This window comes from Butyrivibrio sp. MB2005 (genome assembly GCF_000424285.1).
GTDB lineage: Bacteria > Bacillota > Clostridia > Lachnospirales > Lachnospiraceae > Butyrivibrio.
Genome location: NZ_KE384159.1, coordinates 73,779 through 100,650, shown reverse-complemented (window position 1 = coordinate 100,650; position 26,872 = coordinate 73,779). Strand labels below are relative to the sequence as shown.

At 42.6% G+C, this 26,872-nt stretch carries 36 protein-coding genes; 34 read left to right on the top strand and 2 right to left on the bottom strand.

Features of this window, described 5'->3' with window-relative positions; genetic code table 11:
• Nucleotides 1–41: 41 nt before the first annotated feature.
• Genes gltB through G610_RS0118280 form a run of 3 tightly spaced genes read left to right on the top strand, consistent with a single transcriptional unit; the run spans nt 42 to nt 7,273 of the window.
• Nucleotides 42–4,526 (top strand): glutamate synthase large subunit, encoded by a 4,485-nt coding sequence (gltB, locus tag G610_RS0118290; protein ID WP_026525911.1) that lies wholly within the window; start codon nt 42–44, stop codon nt 4,524–4,526.
• Nucleotides 4,527–4,542: 16 nt separating this feature from the next.
• Complete coding sequence (locus G610_RS0118285) at nt 4,543–6,030, top strand: glutamate synthase subunit beta (protein ID WP_026525910.1); 1,488 nt, start codon at nt 4,543–4,545, stop codon at nt 6,028–6,030.
• A gap of 28 nt (nt 6,031–6,058) precedes the next feature.
• On the top strand, nt 6,059–7,273 hold the full coding sequence (locus G610_RS0118280; RefSeq protein WP_026525909.1) for an LL-diaminopimelate aminotransferase: 1,215 nt from the start codon (nt 6,059–6,061) through the stop codon (nt 7,271–7,273).
• A 15-nt stretch (nt 7,274–7,288) separates the two neighbouring features.
• Here the strand turns inward: G610_RS0118280 and G610_RS0118275 are convergent, their stop codons facing one another.
• The gene (locus G610_RS0118275) at nt 7,289–8,089 is read right to left on the bottom strand and encodes a YlmH family RNA-binding protein (protein WP_026525908.1); all 801 of its coding nucleotides are present in this window, start codon (nt 8,087–8,089) and stop codon (nt 7,289–7,291) included.
• Between the two features lie 192 nt (nt 8,090–8,281).
• Here G610_RS0118275 and G610_RS0118270 point away from each other — a divergent pair, with 192 nt between their 5' ends.
• The 3 genes from G610_RS0118270 to G610_RS21630 all read left to right on the top strand — a co-directional run bounded on the left by G610_RS0118270 (nt 8,282) and on the right by G610_RS21630 (nt 11,391).
• Entirely contained in the window at nt 8,282–9,136 is an 855-nt protein-coding gene (locus G610_RS0118270; protein ID WP_026525907.1) for an endo alpha-1,4 polygalactosaminidase, read from the top strand.
• Between the two features lie 40 nt (nt 9,137–9,176).
• Nucleotides 9,177–10,400, top strand: a complete 1,224-nt coding sequence (locus G610_RS0118265) for a bacterial transcriptional activator domain-containing protein (RefSeq protein WP_026525906.1) — start codon at nt 9,177–9,179, stop codon at nt 10,398–10,400.
• A gap of 145 nt (nt 10,401–10,545) precedes the next feature.
• Complete coding sequence (locus tag G610_RS21630; protein WP_081667612.1) at nt 10,546–11,391, top strand: GTP pyrophosphokinase; 846 nt, start codon at nt 10,546–10,548, stop codon at nt 11,389–11,391.
• 130 nt (nt 11,392–11,521) lie between these two features.
• Here G610_RS21630 and G610_RS0118250 read toward each other — a convergent pair whose 3' ends face one another.
• Nucleotides 11,522–12,385, bottom strand: a complete 864-nt coding sequence (locus G610_RS0118250; RefSeq protein WP_026525905.1) for a class I SAM-dependent methyltransferase — start codon at nt 12,383–12,385, stop codon at nt 11,522–11,524.
• Nucleotides 12,386–12,948: 563 nt separating this feature from the next.
• Between G610_RS0118250 and rpsJ the strand changes: the two genes are divergently transcribed.
• From rpsJ to rpsK, 28 genes are all read left to right on the top strand, one after another.
• Nucleotides 12,949–13,260 (top strand): 30S ribosomal protein S10, encoded by a 312-nt coding sequence (gene rpsJ / locus G610_RS0118245; protein ID WP_022761340.1) that lies wholly within the window; start codon nt 12,949–12,951, stop codon nt 13,258–13,260.
• A gap of 145 nt (nt 13,261–13,405) precedes the next feature.
• Nucleotides 13,406–14,089 (top strand): 50S ribosomal protein L3, encoded by a 684-nt coding sequence (rplC, locus tag G610_RS0118240; protein WP_026525904.1) that lies wholly within the window; start codon nt 13,406–13,408, stop codon nt 14,087–14,089.
• Between the two features lie 25 nt (nt 14,090–14,114).
• On the top strand, nt 14,115–14,738 hold the full coding sequence (gene rplD / locus G610_RS0118235; RefSeq protein WP_026525903.1) for a 50S ribosomal protein L4: 624 nt from the start codon (nt 14,115–14,117) through the stop codon (nt 14,736–14,738).
• Entirely contained in the window at nt 14,738–15,037 is a 300-nt protein-coding gene (gene rplW, locus G610_RS0118230; protein ID WP_026496960.1) for a 50S ribosomal protein L23, read from the top strand. Before rplD ends, rplW begins: the two co-directional genes overlap by 1 nt.
• Before the next feature lie 85 nt (nt 15,038–15,122).
• The gene (gene rplB, locus G610_RS0118225; protein WP_026496961.1) at nt 15,123–15,965 is read left to right on the top strand and encodes a 50S ribosomal protein L2; all 843 of its coding nucleotides are present in this window, start codon (nt 15,123–15,125) and stop codon (nt 15,963–15,965) included.
• A gap of 32 nt (nt 15,966–15,997) precedes the next feature.
• A complete protein-coding gene (rpsS, locus tag G610_RS0118220; RefSeq protein ID WP_022761335.1) occupies nt 15,998–16,279 on the top strand; it encodes a 30S ribosomal protein S19 in 282 nt (93 codons plus the stop codon).
• Nucleotides 16,280–16,322: 43 nt separating this feature from the next.
• Complete coding sequence (rplV, locus tag G610_RS21625) at nt 16,323–16,709, top strand: 50S ribosomal protein L22 (RefSeq protein ID WP_035793715.1); 387 nt, start codon at nt 16,323–16,325, stop codon at nt 16,707–16,709.
• A 20-nt stretch (nt 16,710–16,729) separates the two neighbouring features.
• Nucleotides 16,730–17,401: a 30S ribosomal protein S3 gene (rpsC, locus tag G610_RS0118210; RefSeq protein WP_026496963.1), complete on the top strand. Its 672-nt coding sequence runs from the start codon at nt 16,730–16,732 to the stop codon at nt 17,399–17,401.
• Entirely contained in the window at nt 17,401–17,838 is a 438-nt protein-coding gene (rplP, locus tag G610_RS0118205) for a 50S ribosomal protein L16 (protein WP_026496964.1), read from the top strand. The genes rpsC and rplP overlap by 1 nt, the downstream gene beginning before the upstream one ends.
• Nucleotides 17,828–18,031 (top strand): 50S ribosomal protein L29, encoded by a 204-nt coding sequence (gene rpmC / locus G610_RS0118200; RefSeq protein ID WP_026496965.1) that lies wholly within the window; start codon nt 17,828–17,830, stop codon nt 18,029–18,031. The genes rplP and rpmC overlap by 11 nt, the downstream gene beginning before the upstream one ends.
• Nucleotides 18,032–18,055: 24 nt before the next feature.
• Nucleotides 18,056–18,310, top strand: a complete 255-nt coding sequence (gene rpsQ / locus G610_RS0118195) for a 30S ribosomal protein S17 (RefSeq protein WP_026496966.1) — start codon at nt 18,056–18,058, stop codon at nt 18,308–18,310.
• Nucleotides 18,311–18,355: 45 nt separating this feature from the next.
• Nucleotides 18,356–18,724, top strand: coding sequence for a 50S ribosomal protein L14 (gene rplN, locus G610_RS0118190; protein WP_026493610.1), 369 nt, complete (start codon nt 18,356–18,358; stop codon nt 18,722–18,724).
• An 11-nt stretch (nt 18,725–18,735) separates the two neighbouring features.
• Nucleotides 18,736–19,050: a 50S ribosomal protein L24 gene (gene rplX / locus G610_RS0118185; protein WP_026496967.1), complete on the top strand. Its 315-nt coding sequence runs from the start codon at nt 18,736–18,738 to the stop codon at nt 19,048–19,050.
• Between the two features lie 18 nt (nt 19,051–19,068).
• Nucleotides 19,069–19,608 carry a 50S ribosomal protein L5 gene (gene rplE, locus G610_RS0118180; protein WP_026525902.1) on the top strand — a complete coding sequence of 180 codons (540 nt, stop codon included), beginning with the start codon at nt 19,069–19,071 and terminating at the stop codon, nt 19,606–19,608.
• 19 nt (nt 19,609–19,627) lie between these two features.
• Nucleotides 19,628–19,813, top strand: a complete 186-nt coding sequence (locus G610_RS0118175) for a type Z 30S ribosomal protein S14 (RefSeq protein WP_026496969.1) — start codon at nt 19,628–19,630, stop codon at nt 19,811–19,813.
• A gap of 85 nt (nt 19,814–19,898) precedes the next feature.
• A complete protein-coding gene (gene rpsH / locus G610_RS0118170; RefSeq protein ID WP_026525901.1) occupies nt 19,899–20,300 on the top strand; it encodes a 30S ribosomal protein S8 in 402 nt (133 codons plus the stop codon).
• 15 nt (nt 20,301–20,315) lie between these two features.
• Nucleotides 20,316–20,855 carry a 50S ribosomal protein L6 gene (gene rplF, locus G610_RS0118165; protein WP_026496971.1) on the top strand — a complete coding sequence of 180 codons (540 nt, stop codon included), beginning with the start codon at nt 20,316–20,318 and terminating at the stop codon, nt 20,853–20,855.
• A 19-nt stretch (nt 20,856–20,874) separates the two neighbouring features.
• Nucleotides 20,875–21,243 carry a 50S ribosomal protein L18 gene (rplR, locus tag G610_RS0118160; RefSeq protein ID WP_026496972.1) on the top strand — a complete coding sequence of 123 codons (369 nt, stop codon included), beginning with the start codon at nt 20,875–20,877 and terminating at the stop codon, nt 21,241–21,243.
• 16 nt (nt 21,244–21,259) lie between these two features.
• On the top strand, nt 21,260–21,769 hold the full coding sequence (gene rpsE / locus G610_RS0118155) for a 30S ribosomal protein S5 (protein WP_026525900.1): 510 nt from the start codon (nt 21,260–21,262) through the stop codon (nt 21,767–21,769).
• A gap of 33 nt (nt 21,770–21,802) precedes the next feature.
• Nucleotides 21,803–22,006, top strand: coding sequence for a 50S ribosomal protein L30 (rpmD, locus tag G610_RS0118150; RefSeq protein WP_026496974.1), 204 nt, complete (start codon nt 21,803–21,805; stop codon nt 22,004–22,006).
• Nucleotides 22,007–22,022: 16 nt separating this feature from the next.
• The gene (rplO, locus tag G610_RS0118145) at nt 22,023–22,463 is read left to right on the top strand and encodes a 50S ribosomal protein L15 (RefSeq protein WP_026496975.1); all 441 of its coding nucleotides are present in this window, start codon (nt 22,023–22,025) and stop codon (nt 22,461–22,463) included.
• Entirely contained in the window at nt 22,463–23,779 is a 1,317-nt protein-coding gene (gene secY, locus G610_RS0118140) for a preprotein translocase subunit SecY (protein WP_026525899.1), read from the top strand. The genes rplO and secY overlap by 1 nt, the downstream gene beginning before the upstream one ends.
• 100 nt (nt 23,780–23,879) lie before the next feature.
• Nucleotides 23,880–24,521, top strand: a complete 642-nt coding sequence (locus G610_RS0118135) for an adenylate kinase (RefSeq protein ID WP_026525898.1) — start codon at nt 23,880–23,882, stop codon at nt 24,519–24,521.
• 20 nt (nt 24,522–24,541) lie between these two features.
• The gene (map, locus tag G610_RS0118130) at nt 24,542–25,297 is read left to right on the top strand and encodes a type I methionyl aminopeptidase (RefSeq protein WP_026525897.1); all 756 of its coding nucleotides are present in this window, start codon (nt 24,542–24,544) and stop codon (nt 25,295–25,297) included.
• Nucleotides 25,298–25,340: 43 nt separating this feature from the next.
• Nucleotides 25,341–25,559 carry a translation initiation factor IF-1 gene (gene infA / locus G610_RS0118125; RefSeq protein ID WP_026496979.1) on the top strand — a complete coding sequence of 73 codons (219 nt, stop codon included), beginning with the start codon at nt 25,341–25,343 and terminating at the stop codon, nt 25,557–25,559.
• A gap of 119 nt (nt 25,560–25,678) precedes the next feature.
• Nucleotides 25,679–25,792: a 50S ribosomal protein L36 gene (gene rpmJ / locus G610_RS0118120; protein WP_022754357.1), complete on the top strand. Its 114-nt coding sequence runs from the start codon at nt 25,679–25,681 to the stop codon at nt 25,790–25,792.
• A gap of 167 nt (nt 25,793–25,959) precedes the next feature.
• Nucleotides 25,960–26,328: a 30S ribosomal protein S13 gene (gene rpsM / locus G610_RS0118115; RefSeq protein ID WP_026525896.1), complete on the top strand. Its 369-nt coding sequence runs from the start codon at nt 25,960–25,962 to the stop codon at nt 26,326–26,328.
• 60 nt (nt 26,329–26,388) lie between these two features.
• On the top strand, nt 26,389–26,787 hold the full coding sequence (rpsK, locus tag G610_RS0118110; RefSeq protein ID WP_026525895.1) for a 30S ribosomal protein S11: 399 nt from the start codon (nt 26,389–26,391) through the stop codon (nt 26,785–26,787).
• Nucleotides 26,788–26,872: the final 85 nt, after the last annotated feature.

Below are 26,872 nucleotides of genomic sequence, written 5' to 3'. Positions count from 1 at the left end.
TGGCATACAGAGTTTAAAATTTTGAGGAGCTTTTATTTATTATGAATACTTGGATGAACGAACGTGATGCCTGCGGTATCGGTGCAGTCATCAATATAGATGGAAGTGCAGACAATAAAGTTTTAGATGATGCTCTTTCCATAGTAGAGAAACTTGAACACAGAGCAGGTAAGGATGCAACAGGAAAAGTCGGAGACGGTGTAGGCATCCTTATTCAGATTTCCCATAAATTCTTTTCAAAAGAAGCTGCTAAGATCGGCATTAAGCTGAAGAAAGCCGGGGACTACGGAATCGGTATGTTCTTCTTTCCCCAGGATTCCATGAAAAGAATGTTCGCGAAGCGCATGCTTGAGGTCATTGCTGAAAAGGAAGGCCTTAAGGTCCTTGGATGGAGGGATGTGGAAATACATCCTGAAATTCTTGGTGAGGTTGCAAGAAACTGCATGCCTTATATTTGCCAGTGCTTTGTTGAGAGACCTTCAGATGTTCAGAGGGGTATTGATTTTGACAGACGTCTCTACTGCCTTAGAAGAGAGTATGAAAAATCTTCAGAGGATACCTATATCTGTTCGTTTTCATCCAGAACCATTGTTTACAAGGGCATGTTCCTTGTAGGTCAGCTTAGAAATTTCTACGGGGATTTATTATCTCCGGATTATCATACTGCCGTTGCCATGGTACACAGCAGATTTTCAACCAACACAACACCTTCATGGCAGAGAGCTCATCCCTACAGAATGATCGCACACAACGGTGAGATCAATACCATCCGCGGTAACAGTGACAGAATGCTGGCTCGTGAAGAGACCATGGATTCTGATGTTTTCGGCGATGATCTTGGTAAGGTTTATCCTGTAATCGCATCTTCAGGTTCTGACTCTGCGATGCTTGATAACACCCTTGAATTTTTATATATGAATGGCATGGATCTGCCTCTTGCCATGATGCTTACTATTCCTGAGCCTTGGAAGCACAACGATTTCATGGATAAGGACAGGAAGGATTTCTATCACTACTATGCAACCATGATGGAGCCCTGGGATGGCCCTGCGGCTGTTCTTTTCACAGATGGAGAAGTATTCGGAGCAACTCTCGACAGAAACGGTCTTCGTCCTTCCAGATACTATGTGACTAAGGATGGCAGACTTATTCTGGCTTCCGAGGTTGGTGTGCTTGATATTCCCGAGGAGAACATTCTGAAAAAGTCCAGACTTTCACCGGGACATATGCTCCTTGTTGATACCAGAGAAGGCCGCATAATCTCAGATGAGGAGTGTAAGGAGAAGTATTCCAAGGCAAGACCCTACGGTGAGTGGCTTGACAGATATCTCCTTCATCTGGATTCACTTAATATACCGAATAAAAAGATCCCGACTCACACACAGGTTATGAGGGATAAGCTCTACAAGGTGTTCGGATATTCCTATGAAGATGTGAAAAATCAGATCATGCCTATGGCAATGAATGGCATCGAGCCTACAGTTTCCATGGGTACGGATATTCCGCTTGCAATGCTTTCAAAGCATCACCAGCCGCTGTTTTGTTATTTCAAGCAGCTTTTTGCACAGGTTACAAATCCGCCCATCGACTCCCTTAGAGAGAAGGTTGTAACGGATACAACGGTTTACATCGGATCTGATGGTAACCTTCTTAAGGAAAAGAGCGATAACTGCAGAGTTCTTGAAGTGAACAACCCGATCCTTACAGGCGTTGATCTTATGAAAATAGAGTCTCTGGATCAGCCGGGATTTAAGGTAAGGAAAATCTCACTTCTTTATTACAAGAATACTCCTGTTGAAAGAGCACTGGAGCAGCTTGATGTTTCTGTGGACAGAGCGGTGGCAGACGGCGTTAATATCATCATTCTCTCAGACAGAGGAGTTGATGAAAACCACATGCCTATACCTTCGCTTCTTGCGGTGTCATCAGTGGAGCAGCATCTCGTAAGAACAAAGCAGCGCACGGTAGTTTCTCTTATTCTTGAGAGCGGTGAGCCAAGAGATGTTCATCAGATCGCAACACTGCTTGGTTTTGGTGCAAGAGCAATCCACCCTTATCTTGCTCAGGAGTGCATAGCAGAGCTTATCGATATAGGCATACTTGATAAAGACTATCACACTGCAATAGCAGATTATAATAAAGCTCTTCTTAGCGGCGTTGTAAAAATCGCTGCAAAGATGGGTATATCCACACTTCAGTCATATCAGTCAGCAAGGATTTTTGAGGCGATTGGTCTTTCAAAGGAGCTTGTTGATAAATACTTTACAGGAACCACAAGCCGCGTAGGCGGAATCGGTATAAATGAGATTGGTGAGGATGTGGAATTTCGTCATAACAGTGCATTTGATCCCCTTGGACTTTCCACGGATTCAAGCCTTGATTCCATCGGTTTCCATGCTCTTAGAAGCGGCGAAGATAAAGAAGATCACATGTACAGTCCAAAGACAATCATTACTCTCCAGAGATCTGTAAGAGAGGGTGACTACGATATGTTCAGACAGTACACTCAGATGGTTGATGATGAATCAAGACCTCATACACTTAGGGCACTCCTTTCATTTGTACCTGCAAAAGAGCCTGTGCCTCTTGATGAGGTTGAGAGCGAGGAAGAGATTGTAAAGCGTTTCCAGACTGGCGCCATGTCCTATGGCTCACTTTCAAAAGAAGCTCATGAGACTCTTGCAATCGCCATGAACAGACTTGGCGGAAAATCAAATACCGGTGAAGGCGGTGAGGATGCAGCACGCTTTGGAACAGAGAAAAACAGCGCTGTTAAGCAGGTGGCATCAGGTAGATTTGGTGTAACAAGCCAGTATCTTCAGAGCGCAAAAGAGATTCAGATAAAGATGGCACAGGGTGCAAAGCCCGGCGAAGGCGGACATCTTCCCGGTAAAAAAGTATACCCCTGGGTTGCAGCAACTCGTTTTTCAACTCCCGGCGTAGCGCTTATTTCACCTCCGCCGCACCATGATATTTACTCGATCGAAGATCTTGCGCAGCTGATTTACGATCTTAAAAATGCCAATGATAAGGCACGCATTTCAGTTAAGCTTGTATCCGAGGCAGGTGTTGGAACAATTGCTTCAGGTGTTGCAAAAGCAGGTGCACAGGTAATTCTTGTGTCAGGTTATGACGGAGGAACAGGCGCAGCGCCTTCATCCTCAGTTCACCATGCGGGACTTCCCTGGGAGCTTGGTATCAGTGAAGCACATCAGTCACTTCTAGATAACGGTCTTAGAAGCAGAGTTGTCCTTGAGACAGACGGTAAGCTGATGACAGGTAGGGATGTTGCTATCGCAGCGCTTCTTGGTGCAGAGGAATTTGGTTTTGCTACAGCGCCCCTTGTATGTATGGGCTGCATGATGATGAGAGTTTGCTCCAAGGATACATGCCCTGTTGGTATCGCTACTCAGAACGAAGAGCTTAGAAAGAGATTTGCAGGAAAGCCTGAATACGTAATGAACTTCATGCTCTTTGTTGCAAGACAGCTTCGAGAGATCATGAGCGAGCTTGGCTTTAGAAAACTCACAGATATGGTTGGTAGAACAGACTGCCTTAAGATGAGAGTAGTTTCTGATGCAAGATGTAAGGATGCCGCTGACCTTAGCAGAATCCTTAATAAGGCATATACAAGTCCTGAGAAAAACCATTTTGATCCTGTAGATGTTTATGATTTTGCACTTGAAAAAACTCTGGATTCAAAGGTACTTATACCTGCCTACGAGAAGGATAAGAATGCTCATATCAAGGTGGATGTATCCAGTACGGACAGAAGCTTTGGAACACTTCTTGGCAGCAGAGTAACTGCGGATTATCAGAATACACTTCCCGATGATTCCGTGATGATAGAGGCCCACGGAGGCGGCGGTCAGTCCTTTGGCGCATTCCTTCCGAAGGGTGTGACTATAAAGCTTTACGGTGATGCCAATGACGGTTTTGGAAAAGGATTGTCAGGCGGTAAGGTCATTGTAAGACCTGCAACAAAGGCTACCTATAAAGCACATGAAAACATCATTATCGGTAACGTTGCACTTTACGGTGCAACAGCAGGTAAAGCCTATGTTTGCGGCATAGCAGGAGAGAGATTCTGTGTAAGAAATTCCGGTGCAATAGCTGTTTCTGAAGGCTGTGGCGATCATGGCCTTGAGTACATGACAGGCGGAAGAGCTGTAATCCTTGGAATGACAGGTAAGAACTTTGCAGCCGGCATGAGCGGTGGTATAGCTTATGTTCTTGATAAGGAGCATACTCTTTACCTTCGCATGAACAAGGATATGGCTTCACTTTGTGAGCTTACTGAAAAATATGATATCGCTGAGCTTTACGGAATCCTTGAGGACTACGTAAAGGAAACCGGATCAGAGTACGGCCGCGAGATTTTGGGCAATTTTGATGATTATATTCCTGATTTTAAAAAGATAGTTCCTAACGACTACCAGAAGATGCTTACAGCCATCGGAAGGCATGAGGAGCAGGGAATGGATCACGAGCACGCAGTACTTGAGGCATTTAAAGAGCTATCATAAAAACAGGAGCAAAAAGATGGGAAAAGATACAGGATTTCTTGAATATAAAAGAACAAATAATAAGGATGTTTCACCGGCTGAGAGGCTGAAGAACTTTGAAGAATTTCATAAGCCTCTTATCCCGGATGAGCGAAGAAAACAGGCTGCAAGATGTATGAACTGCGGCGTTCCCTTTTGTCAGTCTGCCATGAATCTTGGCGGCATGGTTACAGGATGCCCTCTTCATAATCTGATACCTGAGTGGAACGATGAGATTTACAGAGGTCATGACAATCATGCTTTTGCAAGACTTCGTAAGACCAGTAATTTTCCGGAATTCACCGGACGCGTGTGTCCTGCACTTTGCGAAAAGGCATGCATGTGCGGACAGAACGGAGATGCGGTTACAGTTCATGACAATGAGCTTTTTCTGATAGAGACAGCTTTTAATCATGGATACATAACCCCGAGAATACCGGAGATCAGAAGCGGGAAAAAGGTGGCAGTAGTAGGAAGCGGACCTTCCGGTCTAGCAGTTGCAGATGAACTTAACCACAGAGGTCATACGGTAGAAGTTTTTGAAAGAGAGGATGAGATCGGCGGACTTCTCATGTATGGAATCCCCAACATGAAGCTTGATAAAAGCGTTATTAAGAGAAGACGAGCTTTGATGGAGGAAGAGGGTGTTGTTTTCCATACAGGCGTGGATGTAAATAAGAAGGAGGCAGCAGGGCTCCTTAAGGAATTCGATGCAGTTGTTTTGTGCTGCGGTGCTAAAAAGGCAAGACCTCTTCCGGCAGCAGATCCTGCAAGTGTTAAGGGTGTTTACTTTGCGGTCGATTTTTTAACACAGACTACAAAGGCACTTATGGATTCCGAGGACAGGTCGGTAGAAGCCTTGAAAAAACATGGCGGTTACATTGATGCGGCAGGTAAAAATGTTGTGATCGTAGGCGGCGGTGATACAGGTAACGACTGCATCGGAACAGTTTTAAGGCATGGTGCAAAAAGCGTAACTGCCCTTGAGATGATGCCAAAGCCACCGGTAGAAAGAGCTCAGAATAATCCATGGCCTGAGTGGCCAAAGACCCTTAAAACTGATTATGGTCATGAGGAGGCAATTCACGTATTTGGAGATGATCCAAGAGTATATGAAACCACGGTTAAGAGCATAACCACAGATAAAAAGGGTGCTATCAAAGAGATAGAAACCGTAAAGGTGACCTTCAAGGATGGCAAGCTTACAGAGGTAAAGGGTTCAGAGAAAAAACTTAAGTGTGATATTCTCCTTATCGCAGCGGGCTTTATCGGATGCGAGGATTACTCAGCTGATGCTTTTGATGTAAAGAGAAGTCAGAGGGGAATTGTTATCACAAATGAGAATGGTTATCATATTGAAGGTACAAAAATCTTCTCCGCAGGTGATATGCACAGGGGACAATCCCTCGTAGTATGGGCCATTGCAGAAGGTAGAGCATGCGCTGTAGAGGTTGATGAATTCCTTATGGGATATTCAAATCTTTAAAAACAGAGAGGAGTTTTGAAAATTAATCATGGCTACAATAAACAAGAATTATTTGAAGTTACCCGGAAGTTATCTTTTTTCCAGAATTGCTAAAAAGGTTGCAGCATACAGCGAAGCTAACCCTGATGCAAAGATCATCAGGCTTGGTATCGGAGATGTAACAAGACCTATTGCACCAAAGGTTATAGAGACTCTCCACAGCGCTGTTGATGAGATGGCTGATCCTTCTACCTTTAAGGGATATGCTCCTGATCTTGGATATGAGTTCCTTAGAAAGGTTATTTCCGAAAAGGATTTTAAGGTCAGGGGATGTGATATTTCTCCGGATGAGATTTTTGTTTCCGATGGAGCTAAGTGCGACTGCGGTAATATTCAGGAGATTTTCGGACTTGATAATGTGATCGCAGTGTGTGATCCTGTATATCCTGTTTACGTTGATTCCAATGTAATGGCAGGAAGAACAGGCGAGTTTGATGCAGCTGCAGACAGATATAAGGGCGTAATTTACATGCCCTGTAAGGCTGAGAATGGCTTTGCACCGGAGCTCCCCGAAGAGGTGCCGGATCTTATTTACCTGTGCTTCCCCAACAACCCTACCGGAGCTGTTATTTCAAAGGAAAAGCTGCAGGAGTTTGTAGATTATGCCAATAAGAATGATTCTGTAATTCTCTACGATGCGGCTTATGAAGCATATATTTCCGAAGAGGGCGTTCCCCACAGTATATATGAGTGCGATGGAGCAAAGGACTGTGCCATCGAGTTTAGATCATTCTCCAAGACTGCCGGATTCACAGGGCTTAGACTTGGTTACACGGTTATTCCCAAGCAGCTTAAAACAGGCGGCGAGGAGCTTTGGCCTTTGTGGGCAAGAAGACATGGAACAAAGTATAATGGCGCTCCATACATTATTCAGAGAGCAGGAGAAGCTGTTTATTCTGAGGAAGGAATGAAGCAGGTAAAAGAGCAGATTGCTTATTATATGTGGAATGCTAAGTATATCCATGATGGTTTAAAAGAGGCGGGCTTTGAAGTGTCAGGCGGCGTAAATGCACCTTATATCTGGCTTAGAACACCGGATAACATGACCAGCTGGGAGTTCTTTGATATGCTTTTGGAAAAAGCAAATGTAGTTGGTACTCCCGGATCAGGCTTTGGCCCCGGAGGTGAGCATTACTTCAGACTGACAGGCTTTGGAAGTAAGGAAAATACCATCGAAGCGATTGAGAGAATAAAAAAGATGTAATGAGATTTTGAAATCTCAATACACCTTGATTTTTACGGAGAGCCGCCCTTTACGGGTGGCTTTTTGTACGCCGTCATATACGAATTTGCCATAGCCTCTTACGGAGACTCTTGAGCCTTCCTTAAGGTCATAGCCGCCGCTGTGGGCTGTTTTGCCATCTACGAAAACAGATTCCGATTCCACCAGATCCTGGGCTTTGCTTCTGCTTAGCTTGTAAACGAGAGCCAGAATCGCATCAAGCCTTTCAGAGGAAACTGTGCCCTCAAGAATCCTGAACTCCGGAATGATATCACATTCGGAAACCGGTACTTCTTTGCATTTGACTGTGGTGTGTTTTATTCGGCAAAGCTCATCGCAGATAAGCGATGCCACATCCTTCATGACAAATACGTAGCCTCTTGTCTGGTCTGTTCTGATATCGCCAATTCTGTTTCGCTCGATTCCAAGGTTCATAAGAGATCCAAGGAAATCTCTGTGTGTCAGCTCGTCGGCGAATTTTCTGTTAGCGGGTTCTATCAGAATGCAGCTTACAACGTCACTTTCTGAGCGCTCCTGTAACAGGAAGGCTTCGGAATCAAGGTATGAAGGGAGAAAGCAGATGACTGCTCTTTCCGGATCTTCAATGCCTCCGTATATGCAGTAGTCCACACCTTCGATCTGGTTTTCTCCGGTGATGAGTCCGTTTGATACGCATAGTGAAGTTACATCATACAGCTCAGACTGTGAGAGAAAATCAGTGTGCGTTACGTAGTTGTTTTCATAGGCACGTCTTGCCAGGTCTTTAATTCGTCCTAATAATAATCTTTCGTTGTCCATTTTTTTAATCTATATTTTATGCAGATAAATGTCAATAATTTGCATGTGGCATCTTGTCGTGGAAACTTTGATATTTTAGAATTATAAAGGATAATTGGATACACGATGGTATTTCATATATCTTCTTTATGGTATAATAAATTTTGGTGTATAGGTACTATATTTATTATATTATGATAGCAAGGGATAAATATGAGAAAAAGGCTTATAGCATTTGTACTTGCACTGATGATGCTTGTGGGAGTTTTTACAGCGACAGCAAGCACAGTATCAGCAAAGAAAACTTTTGCCCATGATTACGGTGTTTTCCTCAGTCTTAACAGTAATAAGAAGACTATGAGGAAACTGGCCGGGTATAAGACCATCGTGATCGATGTTCAGAATGATTTTACCAAAGAGGACATACGTAAGCTCAGGAAGGCGGGGCATAAGGTATACAGTTATATAAATGTCGGAGCCATAGAGAATTATAGAGATTACTATAATGATTTCAGTGATGTCATGCTCGATGTTTATGAGAACTGGGAAGATGAGCGATGGGTTGATGTATCCAAGGAAAAATGGCAGAACTTCATTGTTAATGATCTCTCTGAGAGGATTAAGGCAACAGGCGTTGATGGTTTTTTCGTTGATAATGTAGATGTCTATTATATGTATAAGGATGCTGCATTTGGCCCCGGTATCTACGATGGACTTGAGATTATATTGAAAGGCTTGTCCAAAAAGGGCAAGGTAATCATTAACGGCGGAGATACATTTGTAACCGAGTACTACGACAGGAACGGTTCTCTGGACGGAATACTTGACGGTGTTAACCAGGAGAGTGTTTTTACCAGGATAATTGATTACGATAAGAACAAGTTTGGTAAGAGTGATAAGGACTCAGAGAAGTACTTCACCTCTTATTTGAAAAAAGTAAAAAAGTGTAAGAAGAAGGTTTACCTTTTGGAATACACTAAAAATAAAAGGCTAAAGAAAAAGATAAAGAACTATTGTAAGAAAAAAGGATATAAGTATTATATATCCGGTAATTTGAACCTATCATAAAGATCTTGATTATCAAGGACAGAAGGCAAGAGAGAGGGATATGAAAAAAATAAGTATAAGAGTAACAACACTTGGGGGATTTGGAATTGAATGTGACGGCAAGAGTCTCACACTGGGAAGGAATAAGGGATCTAAGTATATCCAGCTGATAACCAGAATCTGCGTTGCCGGCGAAGAGGGTGTGCTTAAAGAGGATCTTCAGGAAGATATTTATTCTGATGATCTTGGCGTAAAGAGTAATCTCAATAACAGTCTTAACAACCTTGTATATCAGTTTAAGAAGGTTGCTGAGAAAGCCGGTATTCCCGGAGGAAAGCTTATTGCCATTTCTGACGGAAGATACGTGATTGATCAGGATGTTGATATCTCTTCCGATATAATTGAGTTTGAACAGTTCTTCAGAGAAGCCAGAAAGCAGAAGTCCGATAAGAAAAAGACTGAGCTTATGAAGCAGGCCTTTGATCTTTATAAGGGAGCTTTCCTTCCTGAACTTGATGATCTTTACTGGATTTCAAGAAGGGCTGAAGAATACAGGACCATGTATGATGAGTGCGTAGATTATCTGACAGCTCAGTACAAGGAGAATGAAGAGTATTCTGAGATGGCTTATGTATATCATACAGCTGCCGACATCGATAAGGACTGTGAGTGGCAGGTAGGTGAGATCGAAGCTTATATGTTCCTGAAGGACTATAAGAAGGCTTATGCTCTTTATGAAGAGATGGTCAGATACTACGCTGAGGAGCTCGGTGTTTCTCCTACTGAGAATATGCAGAGATGCTATCAGAACCTGCAGGATTCTGCTTTTTCCGATCTTGGTATCAGCGATCAGGATGACTACATGGATCATCCCATCGGCGGCGAGCTTGTGGAAGAAGAGGATAATAAGCCTTATGAATGTCTTTTCCCTGAGATGAGTGCTTCATATCATATTCTTAGCCGTAACATGGAGAGACACGGACTTACAGTATTCCTTCTGCTTTTGACTATTGCCGATTATGAAGGTAAAGAGATCAGACAGGAAGAAAAAGCAGAGAGAAGAATGGAATCTCTTAAGGTTGCTATAAACGAGACACTTCGTCACGGCGATGCTTTCTGCAGATACTCCAGAACTCAGTACCTTGTACTTCTTACCGGAACCGGTGTCGAGGAGTGCATGCTGGTACACAGACGTTTGCAGGACAGACTTAAGGAGCTTGCAGGACCGAGAGCTTCACTGAATTACAGAATTATTTCATATAAAGATATAGCTGATGAAAGATAAGTTTTTCTGAGGCAAAGGTTCACACTTATTTCATATAATAGAGTTTTCTAGATGATATAATTGGTTTATGGGCGAGCGCATTTGGGGAATATTAGCGTGATCACCCATTTTGAGGGGGCATACGTTAGAGCTTGGAGGAATGCCCATGGCTATTGGTAATTTGGACTTAACTCAGCTTGATCGGTCGTTCATGACTGATGAGCAAAAGTCGCTTTTAAATGTTAGTAATATATCTCAGAAGGAAATCGAGCAGCTGCTTATTATGAGAGGGCAGGTGCAGGAATTCCAGATGATGATGATGAAATATGATTGTGCTTTATCGGAAGTAAGAACCAAACTTGAGGTTTTAAACAAAGAGCTTACACTCAGATATAACCGCAATCCTTTTGAAAACATAAAGAGCAGAATTAAAACACCCGTAAGTATTTACGAGAAGTTAAAGAGAAAGGGCGTTGCTTTTTCCCTTGAAAATATTCAGGACAATATATCGGATATTGCAGGATGCAGAGCGATATGTTCTTTTGTTGATGATATTTATATGTTGGCTGATTGTCTTAAGAAGCAGGATGATGTGGAAGTCCTTGTTGAGAAGGATTACATCGCTGTCCCCAAAGACAGTGGCTACAGAAGCCTTCATCTTATAGTAGAGATTCCCATATTCCTTACGGACACAAAGGAATACATGAAGGTTGAGGTTCAGTTCAGAACCATAGCAATGGACTTCTGGGCAAGCCTTGAGCATAAGATGAAATACAAAAAGGACATCGAGAACGCAGAGCTTATTTCAGAGGATCTGAAGTTCAGTGCGGATCTGATCAATCAGCTTGACCGCAGAATGCAGCAGATCAGAGAACGTATTGATGCAGGTGACGGTTCACCATACAATATGATTCCTACAGAGGAAGAGGAAAGAGCATCCACTGAGACACTGGAGATAATAAGGCGAGAGATTCAGGCAGAACAGAGAGCAATGCTTGAAGATGATGATTGATAATTTTTAATATGTGGTTTCTATAATAAAAGGAAGGCTTTGGTGCCTTCCTTTTTGTTGTGCTTATAAATTTGTTTTTGGGCTTTGTAAATACGTATGCTTTCGGATTTATTATTTTTCGTGGTTTAAATTACTTTGCAACCCATCGTCCGCTTGCGCCGCAGGGAAGAACCAGACCGTTTGATTTAACGGGAAGTCCTACTTCATCAGCTTCCACATATCCTTCGTGAAGTGGATCGATTGCTGTATGGAGCATGTAGGAAAGCACTGCGGGCTGTAATCCTGTTGTGTATGAATTAATTAAGAAGAAAAGCGGTTTATCTGATAAGAGCTTTGCGCTTCTAAGGATCAGATCATATACGCAGTCTTCTATTTTCCAAATTTCGCCCTTGGGACCTCTTCCATAAGAAGGGGGATCCATGATTATGGCATCATAGCTGTTGCCGCGTCTAAGCTCTCTGTCAACGAACTTGCCGCAGTCATCCACAAGCCATCTGATAGGAGCATCTGCTAGTCCTGATGATGCAGCATTCTCTTTTGCCCACTGAACCATGCCCTTAGCAGCATCTACGTGGGTAACGGCTGCACCTGCTTTTGCGGCGGAGACTGTAGCGCCACCTGTATATGCGAACAGGTTTAATACCTTGATTGGTCTGTCTGCATTTTTGATAAGCTCAGAGAACCAGTCCCAGTTAGCAGCCTGCTCCGGGAAAAGTCCTGTATGCTTAAAGCTGAAGGGCTTTAAATGGAAGGTAAGTTCCTTATAATTAATAGTCCATTCCTCCGGGAGGTTTCTAAAATCCCATTCACCGCCGCCTTTGTTGCTTCTATTATAACGGGCGTTGAATTTCTTCCAGCCCATGTGCTTTTTCTCTGTGTTCCATATTACCTGGGGATCGGGGCGCACCAGCATATAGTCGGCCCATCTCTCCAGCTTCTCGCCGCTAGAAGTATCTATTACCTCATAGTCCTTCCAATTATCTGCAATCCACATATTTGACTCCTAAAACTAAAAATGATAAAACAAACATTATTTATAGAAGAAATACAGTCACATAAAAACAAGATGTGCTTTCTTCTTCCATATTATATAATAATCATGTTTTCTTCCATATAATATAGAAGAAACATTTATAGATTTTATATAAAATATGAAAAAAAGAAACAATGCAGGTGAAATAGATTAAAAAACATCAAGTCAAAATGCTCGAAATTGCTTATTTTACGTAAAAAGTAATTAATTTTGAAAATAATGCTTGCATATGGAAAAGAAATAGGATATATTTATCAATGCTGTGACATGATAGCTGTGAAGCGTGAGGTTGCTGCCTTATCCAGTGAGGCAGGTTTTCCGTGGAGCGAATGTCAAGAGACCTTAAAGGTCAGACAATCTGACGACAAGTCACTGTACAAACAATATGTCTGTGAAGCTTAGCGAACAGAAACGACGTGTGAAAAGATTGTGGATGTGAAAGTTCACGACACACACGGGAGAGTGTACAGTCACCGCTTGTCGTACTTATCTAATTAAAGTGCGAAAAGGAGGCGACTTTTTTTATGGCAAATCAGGTAATGAGAATTACACTTAAGGCTTATGATCATCAGCTTGTTGATGCATCTGCCAAGAAGATCATCGAGACAGTCAAGAAGAACGGATCTCAGGTTAGCGGACCTGTACCGCTTCCCACTAAGAAGGAAGTAGTAACAATCCTTCGTGCGGTACACAAGTACAAGGATTCCAGAGAGCAGTTCGAGCAGAGAACACATAAGAGACTTATCGATATCATCACACCTACACCTAAGACAGTTGAGGCTCTTCAGAGATTAGAGATGCCCGCAGGTGTAAATATCAATATCAAGATGAAATAATTCATCGGCTACTAATGTTAAACCTCTACTAGTATGATGCAAGACGCATGATGCCGTGAAAACTGGAGAATTGCCAATGTGCAATTAAAGCGACATTGCGAACGATGTAAGCATCCGCTGTAGATGTAATAAGGAGGTAAATACAATGAAGAAGGCTATCTTAGCTACGAAGATCGGTATGACACAGATCTTCAACGAAGACGGTTCACTTGTACCTGTAACTGTTCTGCAGGCAGGCCCCTGTGTAGTAACACAGATCAAGACCGTTGAGAACGATGGTTACAGTGCAGTTCAGGTTGGTTATGTTGATAAGAAAGAAAAGATCATCAACAGAGACAAGAACGGCAAGAAGACAATCGTACATGCACATGGTGTAAACAAGGCTCAGCAGGGTCACTTCAAAAAGGCTGGCGTTTCCTGCAAGAGATTCGTTCGCGAGTTCAAGTTCGAGAACGCATCTGAGTATGAGCTTGGAAGCGAGATCAAGGCTGACATCTTCGCTGCTGGCGACAAGATCGATGCTACAGCAACTTCCAAGGGTAAGGGATTCCAGGGCGCAATTAAGAAGAATGGTCAGCACAGAGGACCTATGGCCCATGGTTCCAAGTTCCACCGTCATCAGGGTTCTAACGGATCCAGTTCTGATCCGAGCCGTGTATTCAAAGGAAAAGGAATGCCTGGTCACATGGGATGCGTTAAGGTAACAGTTCAGAATCTTGAGGTTGTTCGCGTAGACGCTGACAAGAATCTGATCCTTGTAAAGGGCGCAGTACCCGGACCGAAGAAGGGACTTGTAACAATCAAGGAAACTACAAAGGTTGAGGCATAAACTTTTCGAAAGGAGGAACATACAGATGGCTAACGTATCTGTTTACAATATGGAAGGCAAAGAAGTTGGCAACATCGAACTTAACGATGCCATCTTCGGAGTTGAAGTAAATGAACATCTTGTACATCTGGCAGTAGTTCAGCAGCTTGCTAACAAGCGTCAGGGTACACAGAAGGCAAAGACTCGTTCCGAGGTTAGCGGAGGCGGTCGTAAGCCTTGGAGACAGAAGGGAACCGGTCATGCAAGACAGGGTTCAACAAGAGCTCCTCAGTGGACAGGCGGTGGTGTAGTATTCGCACCCGCTCCGAGAGATTATTCTTTCAAGATGAACCAGAAAGAGAAGAGAGTTGCTCTTAAGTCAGCACTCACTGATAAGGTTCAGACAGGTAAGCTTATCGTTCTTGACGAGCTCAAGATGGATGAGTTTAAGACAAAGAAGTTTGCAGAGGTTATGACAAACCTTAAGGCTACACGTAAGGCACTCGTTGTTCTTGCAGATAACGATGCTAAGGTTGTTAAGTCAGCAAGCAATCTTCCTGAAGTAAAGACAGCACTTACAAATACAATCAATGTATATGATATTGTAAATGCACAGACACTCGTTCTTACAAAGGACGCAGTTGCTAAGATTGAGGAGGTGTATGCATAATGGCAGCTATTCAGTATTATGACGTAATCCTTGAGCCCGTGCTCACAGAGAAGAGCATGAACGCTATGGGTGAGAAAAAGTACACTTTCTTCGTACATCCTGAAGCTAACAAGACAATGATCAAGGAAGCTGTTGAGAAGATGTTCGATGGCGCTAAGGTTGCTAAGGTAAACACTCTCAATGCTAACGGAAAGCTTAAGAGACGCGGAATGACTTATGGCAGAACTGCTAAGGTTAAGAAGGCAATCGTACAGCTTACCGAGGACAGCAAGGATATCGAGATTTTCCAGGGACTTTAATTAACCAATAGACTATACGCACAGGATCAATCAAAGTCCGGATCCAGGCACAAGCCGTGCGTGATAAAAACAAAAGGAGATTATCATGGGAATTAAGAAATACGGCCCATATACACCGTCCAGAAGAAACATGACAGGTTCTGATTTCTCAGAGATCACAAAGAAGACTCCCGAGAAGAGCCTCCTCGTTTCTAAGAATTCAATCGCTGGACGTAACAACCAGGGTAAGATTACAGTAAGACATCGCGGTGGCGGTGGAAGAAGAAAATACAGAATCATCGACTTCAAGCGTTATAAAGATGAGTGCACAGCTAAGGTTATCGGTATCGAGTACGATCCTAACAGAACAGCAAACATCGCACTGCTTGAGTATGAGGATGGCACAAAGGCTTACATCCTTGCTCCTCAGGGACTTAAGGATGGCATGACAATCATGAATGGTCCTGCAGCCGAGGTTCGTATCGGTAACTGCCTCCCTCTTGCAAACATTCCTGTCGGTGAGAGCGTACATAACATCGAGCTCTATCCCGGAAGAGGTGGTCAGCTCGTTCGTTCAGCTGGTAACTCAGCTCAGCTTATGGCTAAGGAAGGTAAGTATGCTACACTTCGTCTTCCTTCTGGCGAGATGAGACTTGTTCCTATCGAGTGCCGTGCTACAATCGGTACAGTTGGTAATATCGATCACAACCTTATCAACATTGGTAAAGCTGGTCGTAAGCGCCACATGGGTATCCGTCCTACAGTTCGTGGATCAGTTATGAACCCGAATGATCACCCGCATGGTGGTGGTGAGGGTAGAGCACCTATCGGTCGTCCCGGTCCGTGCACACCTTGGGGTAAGCCTGCTCTTGGTTACAAGACACGTAAGAAGAAAAAGGCTTCTAACAAGATGATCATCAGAAGAAGAGACGGTAAGGCTATTAAATAAGCCATGTTGAGTTATTTGAGAGGAGAATGACAATGTCAAGATCACTTAAAAAGGGACCTTTCGCAGACGCAAGCCTGCTTAAGAAGATCGATGCAATGAATGCAGAGAATCAGAAGCAAATCGTTAAGACATGGTCCCGTCGTTCCACGATTTTCCCTTCCTTCGTTGGACACACAATCGCTGTTCATGACGGAAGAAAACATATTCCGGTATATGTAACGGAAGATATGGTTGGTCACAAGCTTGGTGAATTCGTTCCTACAAGAACCTATAGAGGTCATGCAGGCGCCGAGAAGAAGGGCGGAGTTCGCTAAATCGACCGGTTACAGTTTTTGAACAGTGAAAGGAGGTTATTCTATGGCTACAGCGCATAGAACCCAAGTTAAGAGAGAGAGAAATGCTCAGAAGGACAACAGACCTTCAGCAAAGTTATCTTACGCAAGAATCCCTGTTCAGAAGGCATGCTTTGTTATGGATGCCATCAGGGGTAAAGACGTTGAGACAGCACTTGCTATTTTGGAATACAATCCGAGATATGCATCAAGCGTAATTTTTAAGTTACTTAATTCTGCAATTGCTAATGCTGAGAACAATAACGGCATGAACAGAGCAAATCTGTACATTGCAGAGTGCAATGCAAGCAATGGCCCGATTATGAAGAGAATTCAGCCTAGAGCTCAGGGTAGAGCTTACAGAATTCAGAAGAAATTAAGCCATTTGACATTGATTCTGGATGAGAGATAAGAAAGGAGATAGTAAGTTCAATGGGACAGAAAGTTAATCCTCATGGCCTGAGAGTTGGCGTCATCGCAGATTGGGATTCCAAATGGTATGCAGATAATAATGAATTTGCAGACAATCTTGTTGAAGACTACAAGATCAGAAAGTTTCTGAAGAAGAAGCTTTATGCGGCAGGCATCTCCAAGATCGAAATCGAGAGAGCATCTGACCGTGTTAAGGTAATCGTTTATACAGCAAAGCCCGGCGTAGTAATCGGTAAGGGTGGCGCAGAGATCGAAGTTACTAAGAAAGAACTTTCAAAGATCACAGATAAGAAGGTTCTTGTAGATATTAAGGAAATCAAGAAGCCCGATAAGGATGCTCAGCTTGTTGCAGAGAACATCGCACAGCAGCTCGAGAACCGTGTATCATTCCGTCGTGCTATGAAGTCCTGCATGAGCAGAACAATGAAGACAGATGCACAGGGTATCAAGGCTTGCTGCAGTGGTCGTCTTGGTGGTGCTGATATCGCTCGTAGCGAGTTCTACAGCGAGGGAACAATCCCGCTTCAGACACTTAGAGCAGATATTGATTATGGATTTGCTGAGGCAGATACAACCTATGGTAAGGTTGGTGTTAAGGTATGGATCTATAAGGGTGAAGTACTTCCCACCAAAGCATCCGAGAATTCAGATAAGGAAGGGAGCGATAAATAATGTTAATGCCGAAGAGAGTAAAGCATCGTAAGCAGTTCCGCGGTTCTATGGCTGGTAAGGCTACACGCGGCAACACAATCGCATACGGTGAGTATGGAATAGTAGCGCTTGAGCCCTGCTGGATTCGTTCTAATCAGATCGAGGCAGCCCGTGTCGCTATGACTCGTTTCATCAAGCGTGGCGGTCAGGTATGGATCAAGATTTTCCCTGACAAGCCTGTTACAGCAAAGCCTGCTGAAACTCGTATGGGTTCCGGTAAGGGTTCTGTAGATTACTGGGTAGCTGTTGTTAAGCCTGGACGTGTTATGTTTGAAATCGGCGGAGTCGATGAAGAGGTAGCTAGAGAGGCACTTCGTCTCGCAGTTCACAAGCTTCCTTGCAAGTGTAAGATCGTATCAAAGGCTGATTTGGAAGGCGGTGCATCCAATGAAAACTAATAAGTATGTAGAAGAGCTGAAGGCTAAGTCTGCTGAGGAACTTAATCAGGAGCTTGTATCAGCTAAAAAGGAACTTTTTAATCTGAGATTCCAGAATGCAACTAACCAGCTGGATAACACAGCAAGAATTAAAGAGGTTAGAAAGAACATTGCAAGAATTCAGACTGTTATTACACAGAATGCTGCAAAGTAATGGAATCCTGAAAGGAGATATATCGTGGAAAGAAATTTAAGAAAAACGCGTGTTGGTAAAGTAACAAGCGATAAGATGGATAAGACCATCGTTGTTTCCATCGAAGATCATGTAAAGCATCCTCTTTACAAGAAGATTGTAAAAAGAACCTATAAGCTGAAGGCTCATGATGAGAACAATGAATGTCGTATAGGTGATACAGTCAAGGTTATGGAAACAAGACCCATGTCTAAGGATAAGAGATGGAGATTGGTTCAGATTATTGAACGTGCTAAGTAATTAGCGGATGGTTTTCAGATTGTTGATTATAAAAGGAGAAATAACATGATTCAGCAGGAAAGCAGACTTAGAGTTGCTGATAACACAGGTGCTAAAGAGCTTTTAACAATCCGTGTTATGGGTGGTTCTACAAGAAGATATGCGAGAATCGGCGATGTAGTTGTTGCTTCGGTTAAAGAAGCAACACCAGGCGGCGTTGTAAAGAAGGGTGATGTTGTTAAGGCAGTTGTAGTACGTACTGTTAAAGAGACTCGCCGTAAGGATGGTTCTTACATCCGTTTTGATGAGAACGCTGCTGTTATCATCAATGATGAAGGTAACCCGAAGGGAACTCGTATTTTTGGACCCGTTGCAAGAGAGCTTCGTGATAAGAAATACATGAAGATTCTTTCTCTCGCTCCGGAAGTATTATAAGGAGGCACCGAATGTCTACAAGTAAGATTAAGAAGGGCGATACTGTTAAGGTTATCGCTGGTAAGAGCAAAGATAAAGAAGGCAAGGTACTCTCCGTTGACACAAAGAATGGTAAGGTAGTAGTAGAGGGTGCTAACATGGTAACAAAGCACACAAAGCCCTCTGCTTCCAACCCCAACGGTGGTATCATTCAGCAGGAAGCTCCCATGGACATCTCCAATGTTATGTATGTTCATAAGGGAAAGGCAACACGTGTTGGTTTTAAGGTTGAGGACGGCAAAAAAGTTCGTATCGCAAAGTCAACTGGTGATGTCATTGACAAATAAGAAAGGAGGTAAGGAGCTTTGAGTAGATATAGAGATTTATACAAAGACGAGATCGTGGACGCTATGACAAAGAAGTTCGGTTACAAGAACGTTATGGAAGTTCCGAAGCTCGATAAGATCGTTATAAACATGGCTGTAGGTGAAGCTAAAGAGAACGCTAAGGTTCTTGAGAACGCTGCTAACGATATGCAGATTATCGCTGGTCAGAAGCCTGTTTACACTAAGGCAAAGAAGTCCATCGCTAACTTCAAGATAAGAGAGGGTATGCCGATCGGATGTAAAGTAACTCTTCGTGGTGAGAAGATGTATGAGTTCATGGATCGCCTTGTTAACCTTGCACTTCCTCGTGTACGTGACTTCCGTGGTGTTAACCCGAACGCGTTCGATGGTAGAGGAAACTATGCACTTGGTATCAAGGAGCAGCTTATCTTCCCTGAAATCGAGTACGATAAGGTTGATAAGACAAGAGGTATGGATATCATCTTCACAACAACTGCCAAGACTGATGAAGAGGCTCGTGAGCTTTTAACACTCTTCAACATGCCTTTCGCTAAGTAATTAAGGAGGAATCGAACACATGGCTAAATTATCCATGAAGGTAAAACAGCAGATGAAACCGAAGTTTTCTACACGCGGTTATAACCGTTGCAGAATCTGCGGACGTCCGCATGCTTATCTTAGAAAATACGGAATCTGCAGAATTTGTTTCCGTGAGTTAGCTTACAAGGGTGAGATCCCGGGTGTACGTAAGGCTAGTTGGTAATATAAAACATTGCGGCTTCGTGTCTCTGTGCAGACGGGCACAGTAAGGCGAAGCAATAATAGAAAATAAGGAGGCTTTTTCAAAAATGGCAATGAATGATCCTATTGCAGATATGCTTACAAGAATTCGTAACGCTAATACTGCAAAGCATGATACTGTTGACGTTCCTTCATCAAAGATGAAGCTTGCAATCGCAAACATTCTTCTTGACGAAGGTTATATCAAGAAGCTTGATGTAGTTGAAGAGAACGGTTTCAAGACTCTTCACATCACACTCAAGTACGGTGCTGACAGAAATGATAGAGTCATCACTGGTCTGAAGAGAATTTCCAAGCCTGGTCTTCGTGTATACGCAGGCAGAGAGGATCTTCCGAGAGTACTTGGCGGTCTCGGAATCGCTATCATCTCTACAAACCAGGGTGTTGTAACTGATAAAAAAGCAAGAGAGCTCCAGGTTGGTGGCGAAGTTCTTGCATTCGTTTGGTAAATTGGAGGTACGGGCATGTCACGAATCGGAAAAATGCCAATCGCAGTTCCTGCTGGTGTAACAGTAGAAGTTGCAGAAAATAATAAGGTGACTGTTAAAGGTCCTAAGGGCACTCTTGAGAGAGTTTTCCCTGCAGAGATGCAGTTCGAACAGAAAGATGGTCAGATCGAAGTTAAGAGACCTGATGATCAGAAGAAGACAAGAGCTCTTCACGGACTTTCAAGAAGTCTTCTGAACAACATGGTTGTTGGTGTAACAGATGGCTATGAGAAGAAACTTGAAGTTAATGGTGTAGGTTATAGAGCAGCAAAGAGCGGCAAGAAACTCACCTTGACCCTTGGATATTCACATCCTGTTGAACTCGAGGATCCTGAAGGAATCGAGACAGTAGTTGATGGTAACGCTATCATCGTCAAGGGTATAGACAAAGAAAAGGTTGGCCAGTTTGCAGCAATTATCAGAGAGAAGAGAGCTCCTGAGCCGTATAAGGGCAAGGGAATCAAGTATTCTGATGAAGTTATCCGCCGCAAGGTTGGTAAGACCGGTAAGAAGTAAGAGATAAGGAGAGTAAAAAATGGTTAGTAAAGAATCCAGACAGAAAAGTCGCGAAAAGAAGCATCTGAGAATTCGCAATCGTTTCAGCGGCACTGCTGAAAGACCGCGTCTTGCAGTTTTCAGAAGTAATAATCATATGTATGCTCAGGTTATCGATGATGTTGCCGGTAAGACACTTGTTTCTGCTTCCACACTTGAGAAGGACATTAAGTCAGCTCTGAAGGCTACAGATAATGTTGATGCAGCTGCATATATTGGTGATGTTGTTGCTAAGAGAGCAATGGAAAAAGGTATCAAAGCTGTTGTTTTCGACAGAGGCGGTTACATCTACCATGGTAAAGTAGCAGCGCTTGCTGATGCAGCTAGAAAAGCAGGCTTAGAATTCTAAGGAAGGGAGAAAGATAATGAAGCGTACAATCGTTGATGCAAGTCAGCTTGAATTAACAGATAAAGTCGTTACCATTAAGCGAGTTACAAAGGTAGTTAAGGGTGGACGTAACATGAAGTTCACAGCACTCGTTGTAGTTGGTGACGGAAACGGTCACGTTGGTGTAGGTCTTGGTAAGTCAACTGAAATACCTGATGCTATTCGTAAGGGTAAGGAGGATGCTACAAAGAACCTCATCTGTGTACCGCTTGATGAGAACAACAGTATCACACATGATTTCGTTGGTAAGTTCGGTTCCGCAGAGGTTCTGCTTAAGAGATCTCCTGAAGGTACTGGTATCATCGCTGGTGGTCCTGCACGTTCTGTATGTGAGCTTGCTGGAATCAAGAACATTCGTACAAAGTCACTTGGTTCTAACAACAAGCAGAATGTAGTTTATGCAACCATCAATGGTCTTGCAAACCTTAAGACACCCGAAGAAGTTGCTCAGAAGCGTGGTAAGTCTGTAGAAGAAGTTATCGCGTAAGTAGTAAGCAACATCTAGTAAAGGAGAAAATCAATGGCAGCTAAAAATGAAAGTGGAAAAAAGCTTAAAATCACATTGGTTAAGTCCACTATTGGTGCTGTTCCGAAGCAGGTTGCTACGGTAAAATCAATGGGATTTAAGAAACTTAACAGCAGTGTTGAACTGCCGGATAACTCTGCAACAAGAGGTCAGATCCAGCAGATTAGACACCTTGTTAAAGTCGAAGAACTGGACTAATTTAAGGAGGAAAATCATGGAATTATCAAATTTGAGACCTGCTGAGGGTTCTGTTCAGAGTGACAATTTCAGAAGAGGCCGCGGTCATGGTTCAGGAAATGGAAAGACCGCTGGTAAGGGACACAAAGGACAGAAGGCTCGTTCAGGTGCTCCGAGACCCGGATTTGAAGGTGGTCAGATGCCCCTGTTCCGTCGTCTTCCTAAGAGAGGATTTAAGAACATCAATTCTAAGCATATCGTAGCTGTAAATGTAAGTTCACTTGAGTGCTTTGACAACGATAGCGTTGTTGATGTACAGGCGCTTAAGGATAAGGGCATCATCAAACACGAGTATGATGGTGTTAAGATACTTGGAAACGGTGAATTTACCAAAAAGCTTACGGTTAAGGTAAATGCATATAGTGCATCTGCTAAGGAGAAGATCGAAGCTCTTGGGGGAACGGCAGAGGTGATTTAATGTTCACGACCATTAAGAATGCATTCAAAATCAAAGATATCAGAATGAAGTTATTGTTCACCTTCTTTATGTTGTTGGTGATCAGATTAGGTTCAGCTATACCGGTACCTGGAATGAATGTTTCAGTATTCCAGGACTGGTTCAAAGAGCTGTCCGAAAATAATGCTTTTGGTTTTATGGATCGATTTACAGGTGGTTCATTTGAGAATATGTCAATCCTGGCACTCAATATTACACCTTACATCACATCATCCATTATCATCCAGCTTCTCACAATTGCTATTCCTAAGTTTGAGGAATGGCAGCGTGACGGAGAGGATGGTAGAAAAAAGCTTGCAGCACTTACAAGATATATCACTGTAGTGCTTGCACTTATCGAGTCAGTTGCTATGGCAATTGGCTTCTACAGAAGTGGCTTCCTTGTAGAGAAGTCACCTCTCTATGTAGTTGAGATTGTTGCTGCGCTTACAGCCGGCAGTGCATTCCTTATGTGGATTGGCGAGCGCATTACGGATAATGGTGTTGGTAATGGTATTTCTATAGTACTTACTATCAACATTATTTCCAGAATGCCATCCGATTTAAGTAGCTTGTTTACACAGTTTGTAACAGGCAAGAGCATTGCAAAAGGGGTTGTATCGGCAATCATTATTATTGCAATTATTGTAGCAATGGTTGTTCTGGTTGTTCTTTTGAACGGCGCAGAGCGTAGAATCCCAGTACAGTATGCTAAAAAGATACAGGGCAGAAGAACCTATGGTGGTAATCATTCAGAGATTCCTCTTAAGGTTAATACCGCAGGTGTTATGCCTATTATCTTTGCTATGTCACTGTTCCAGTTCCCTATAATCATTTCACAGCTTGTAGGATACAAGGGAACAGGTGCATGGAGCGAGATACTTAAGTATCTTAATCAGAGCTATTGGTGTGAGCCTTCCAATCTTAAATATTCGATTGGACTTGTAGTATATGTATTGCTTTTAATATTCTTTGCATATTTCTACACATCAATAACATTCAATCCTTTAGAGATTGCTGATAATATGAAAAAGCAGGGTGGATTTATTCCCGGCATTCGTCCCGGAAAGCCCACTAGCGATTATTTAACAAACATTCTGAATTACATCATCTTTATCGGAGCTATTGGACTTACCATTATTGGTGTTCTTCCGATATTCTTCAATGGTGTATTCGGAGCTAACGTATCCTTCGGTGGTACGAGCCTTATCATTGTTGTAAGTGTTATTCTTGAAACGGTGAAGCAGATTGAATCACAGATGTTGGTACGTAATTATAAAGGCTTTTTAGACGATTAAAAACATGAGAGGTTTAGGGATTTGCTACTGCTTATCTTTGAACCTCTTGTTGTACTTTTATTAAAAATCCAGACCTAAATATGAGAAGGGAGAATTGGTAATGAAGATTATCATGTTAGGGGCACCTGGTGCAGGAAAAGGCACACAGGCAAAAATGATAGCAGAAAAGTATAAGGTTCCGCATGTTTCTACTGGAGACATTTTCAGAGCAAACATCAAAAACGGAACAGAGCTTGGTAAAAAGGCTAAGGAATATATGGATAAGGGACAGCTTGTTCCCGATGAACTCACTGTTGAGATCCTTCTTGACAGAGTAGCTCAGGAGGATTGCAAGAATGGTTATGTTCTTGATGGTTTCCCGCGTACAATTCCTCAGGCTGATGTTCTTGATAAAGAGCTTACAAAGCTTGGCGATAAGGTAGATTTTGCTATAAACGTAGATGTTCCGGATGAGAATATCGTTCGCAGAATGTCTGGAAGAAGAGCATGCCTTAAGTGTGGTGCTACATATCATATTGAACATATTCCTCCGAAGCAGGAAGGAATCTGTGATGTTTGTGGCAGCGAGCTTGTTCAGAGAGATGATGATAAGCCTGAAACAGTGCAGAATCGTCTCAGCGTTTACCACGAGCAGACACAGCCTTTGATCGACTACTACAATGAGAAGGGTATCTTAAAGTCAGTAGACGGAACAAAGGATATGCAGGATGTATTCAGTGAAATAACAGGTATTCTTGGTTAATTCAATCTGAGGTAATAGGAATGCCGGTTACGATTAAGTCACAAGAAGAATTGAACCTCATGAGAGAGTCAGGACATTTACTGGCGCAGGTTCATGAAGAACTGCATGAAGCACTCAGACCCGGGATTTCAACACTTGAACTTGATGCTATTGGAGAGGAAGCGATTCGCAGACTCGGAGGTATCCCGAATTGTAAAGATTATGAGGGATACCCGGCATCAGTTTGTATTTCTGTAAATGATGAAGTGGTTCATGGAATACCCAAAGCTGAGACAATCCTTAAAGAAGGCGATGTTGTCACTTTTGATACAGGGCTTATATATAAAGGATATCATTCAGACGCTGCCAGAACATGGGGAGTAGGAAAGATATCCGAAGAAGCTGAAAAGCTCATAGAAGTGACAAAGCAAAGCTTTTTTGAAGGAATAAAGTATGCTAAGGCAGGCGGAAGACTTTATGATATATCACGGGCAATTCACAGATATATCAAGCCTTACGGATATGGTATAGTTCGAGAATTGACAGGACACGGAATAGGAAAAGAGCTTCATGAAGAGCCTTATGTTCCAAATTTCTGGAAATTAAGACGAGGCCTTGTCCTGCAGCCCGGAATGACATTATGCGTTGAACCCATGATTACTATGGGGAAACGTAAGATTGCTTTTCTCGATGATGAATGGACGGTAGTTACTATGGATGGATCCATAGCAGCTCATTATGAAAATACCATTGCCATTACTCCTGATGGAGAGCCCGAGATATTAACAATGATTTAATGAACATGCAAAAGTAATAGAAGATTTTAAAAGTGAGGTAAAAATGTCTAAAGCAGATGTAATTGAAATTGAAGGAAAGGTAGTTGAGAAACTTCCTAATACTATGTTTAAGGTTGAGCTTGAGAACGGACATGTTGTTCTTGCACACATCAGTGGAAAGCTCAGACAGAATTTTATCCGTATTCTCCCCGGTGATAAGGTAACAATGGAGCTTTCACCTTATGATCTTTCAAAGGGAAGAATTATTTGGAGAGATAAGTAATAACCTTATAAATTAGTACTTGTAAATGGACTCTATATATGTTATGATTGAATGCGGCCGTTTTTAAGGGTATAAGTATGCCCTTTTATTCGCATATATATACCAGAAAGGAGTTACAAATGAAAGTTAGGTCTTCTGTTAAGCCTATGTGCGAAAAGTGCAAGGTTATTAAGAGAAAAGGCGTTATTCGTGTAATTTGCGAAAACCCTAAGCACAAACAGAGACAGGGCTGATTCGAGTCATTTGACATTACTTTTTGATACCAATGTGTATTGGAAAGATCGGATTAACTTCTGTCCGATTGGGCTGATCATTCGCCCCAATCAAACAAGTAACATTAATACGGAAATAAAGTATTTCCGCAAAAACAAATCTTTTTATTTAATGGAGGAAAATTAAAATGGCTCGTATTGCAGGTGTTGATTTACCTAGAGATAAGCGAGTTGAGATTGGTCTTACATACATCTATGGAATTGGAAGAACAAGCTCAAACAAAATTCTTGAGGTTGCAAAAGTAAACCCGGACACACGTGTTCGTGATCTTACAGATGATGAAGTAAAGAGAATCGCAGAGATTATCGGTAAGGATTATGAAGTAGAAGGTGATCTTAGAAGAGAAATCGCTATGAACATCAAGCGTCTTTCAGAGATCGGATGCTACAGAGGAATCCGTCACAGAAGAGGACTTCCTGTTCGTGGTCAGAGAACAAAGACCAACGCTAGAACAAGAAAAGGTCCCAAGAGAACAATCGCTAATAAGAAGAAGTAATTTTTCTTATTATATAGTAACTAAAGAATATTCAATAGGAAGAAAGTAGGTTAGTTTAAAATGGCAAATCAGAAATCAAGTGCTTCTAAAGGTAAGAAGCGTGTCAAGAAGAACGTTGAACACGGACAGGCACACATTCAGTCATCTTTCAATAACACAATCGTTACATTGACAGATGCTGCAGGTAATGCTCTTAGCTGGGCAAGTGCTGGCGGTCTTGGATTTAAAGGTTCAAGGAAATCTACTCCTTATGCTGCACAGATGGCTGCAGAGACAGCAACAAAGGCTGCACTTATTCACGGCCTTAAGACTGTTGATGTCTTTGTAAAGGGACCGGGATCAGGAAGAGAAGCTGCAATCAGAGCTCTTGCTGCAAGTGGTCTTAATGTTACCAGTATTACGGATGTAACTCCTGTACCTCATAACGGATGCCGCCCGCCCAAGCGCCGCAGAGTATAATCCTATTTTACAGATGTTCACAGTCAGGCTTGAATTTCATAATTCAATAGCCTGACTATGAAATATAGACACTATTAACCTTTAA